This is a genomic window from Psychrobacter sp. AOP7-B1-24, from assembly GCF_052376215.1.
In the GTDB taxonomy this organism is placed as follows: domain Bacteria; phylum Pseudomonadota; class Gammaproteobacteria; order Pseudomonadales; family Moraxellaceae; genus Psychrobacter.
In genome coordinates this window covers 1-2,588 of the sequence record NZ_JBQSVL010000149.1, presented here as the reverse complement: position 1 = coordinate 2,588, position 2,588 = coordinate 1, and the positions used below count along the sequence as shown (strand labels likewise).

Here is a 2,588-nt window from a genome sequence, read left to right as displayed (position 1 = left end):
ATTTATTCAAAACCAATGTCATTACTACAGTCAATCAATGTTAAAAACGGCACAAGGCAGACTAGCTTGGTACTACAGTAGGAGGCTGAGCCAGTCTAACGCCGTAACACTTTAAGAGCAGTTCGACTATATATCTTAAATCGCTTTAGTACGCTCAGTTAGCCAGTTAAGCGCCTCACCTGTTACGCGGTTATGTAGCTCCGCATAAACGCTCTGATGATAGCTATTTAACCACTCTATCTCTGTACTATCTAACAATGACTTATCAATCAAACGGGTATCAATTGGGCAGTAGGTTACTGTTTCAAAGTGTAGGAACTTACCAAAATCAGTCTCAGTCGGGTTAGCAACTGGTTTGCTTACTACTAAATTTTCAATACGAATACCCCACTTACCTTCACGGTATAGCCCCGGCTCATTACTGGTAATCATATTAGTTTTCATTGCCCGCTCTTTAGTATTAGGCGCGCTATAGGAAATACCTTGTGGGCCTTCATGCACATTCAAAAAATAACCAACGCCATGACCCGTACCATGTCCGTAGTCCATTTGTGCTTGCCACAATGGCGCACGGCAGATCGCATCGATAGTAGGTGATGAGATACCCTCAGGAAAATGAGCACTGGCTAAAGCAATATGGGCTTTTAGCACTATGGTAAAGTCACGTTTGTGCTCAGAACTTACTTGCCCAATACCAACCACACGCGTAATGTCAGTAGTACCGTTTTGATACTGTCCGCCTGAATCAATCAGTAGCAATCCGCCTTCGCCTTCGCTCACCTCCAAATAGCTAAAATTTTCTGGTGTCGCGCGGTAATGCGGCAATGCACCATTCTCATTAAAACCAGCAATGGTAGGAAAACTGGGTGATACGTAATGCGGCTGCTGACTGCGCGCATCAATGAGCATGCTATCTACATCCAGCTCACTTAAGCGCTCACCGTTTGCTAAACGCTGCTCAAAGGTACTAAAAAACTCACACAGTGCCGCACCATCTTGACGCATGGCCTCACGTACGTGATCAATGTCAGCCTCAGACTTTACTGATTTGAGCAATGTGCTGGGCGCCATTTGTTCAATAAAGCCAACATCATCAACCATTTTCGATAACGTACCGACCGCTACTTTGCTTGGGTCTAGTAGCAATAAATCGTCAGGTGTTAATGCTGCCAAAGCATCTTGAACAGATTCGTAATCGGCCAGTGTGATGCCGCTCTCGCTTAATGCTTTTGCAATATCAGCACTAACTTTATTATTATCGACAAACAATATGGCCTGATCTGCGCTAATTAGCATATGTGATAAAAACACAGGATTATAGTCTACATCGGCGCCGCGTAGGTTAGTTAGCCATGCGATGTCGTCGAGGCTTGATAATAAATGATGGGTCGCGCCTGCTTGTTCGATGCCGGTACGGACGTCAGCCAACTTTGAGGCAGCGGATTGAGCCACAAACGGCGCTTCATGCACATACAGCTTAGCATTAGGTAACGCAGGACGGTCTGTCCAAATACTGGCCAGCACATCACGCTCAGTAATCAAGGTAATATCGTCAACGTCAAATGCGTTTAGTAAGCGATCTTGCTCAGCGATAGACAATACATACCCATCTACTGCCACGCTGTCGCCTTCTTGCAAATGCTCAGCCAACCAGTCGATATGGTTGGGTTGTTTGGGTGCCAGCTTTTGTAAACTGATGCCCGTGTCTGCTAATTGCTCGGCTGCATGTACCCAATAACGGCTGTCTGTCCATAATCCTGCAAAATCCGCCGTGACGACCAAGGTGCCGACTGAACCCGTAAACCCTGACAACCACTCGCGCGCCTGCCAATATTCAGGCAGATACTCAGACAAATGCGGATCGGCTGTTGGCACGATGATAGCGGTTAAATCTTGCTCAACCAATGCGCTGCGCAGGCTATCAATACGTTCTTTTATAGATTTTTTATTCATTAATATCATCCTTATGAGTATCTTATTATGTGGCTACTATGCATGTTTCATCGCATGTAATTGATCGTATGGCTTAGCAAATAAATTTATAAGCACATGTTATGAAGAGATAGTAATAGATGTTTGGGCAAACAGTAAGCTTTCAATAGCTAGAGGTGAGATAGTGCAATGAAAAGCAGTTTGATTAAAAATCAGCTTGATTAAAAAGCAAACTCTATCAAATAACGAAAAACGTGCTACCGACGATGGTAACACGTCTAATCATACGTCATTCATGCTGTTATGATTGACCAATGTGTCTCAGTCTAGGGCGTGTCCTCATTTCAAAAATGATGATAAAAATGAGATAAATAGCAGTCAAACAAGGAACATAGCGCAGATAATATCGAGATATTAGTCAGCTATTTGACGCTGTTTGCCAAGATTTAGCCATTTTTAACTCATTTAGATAACTATCGATTGAATTGAGGACACGCCCCAGTTTATTACTTGACCAACTGTTTTTCACGCTCACTGTCTCGAAGCATTTTATTGATGGGTTTTGCGAGTATCAATAATACTACCGCGGTGACCACCAAAAAGATGGTCATGGTCGTAAACAGACCTGGTAATCCTTCAATCTTGTCAGCAGACAC

1 protein-coding gene is annotated in these 2,588 nt (G+C 43.6%); it reads right to left on the bottom strand.

Annotation, left to right across the window (positions count from 1 at the left end):
- Positions 1–135: 135 nt before the first annotated feature.
- Complete coding sequence (locus ACT3QP_RS14570) at positions 136–1,953, bottom strand: aminopeptidase P family protein (protein ID WP_444525996.1); 1,818 nt, start codon at positions 1,951–1,953, stop codon at positions 136–138.
- Positions 1,954–2,588 lie beyond the last annotated feature (635 nt).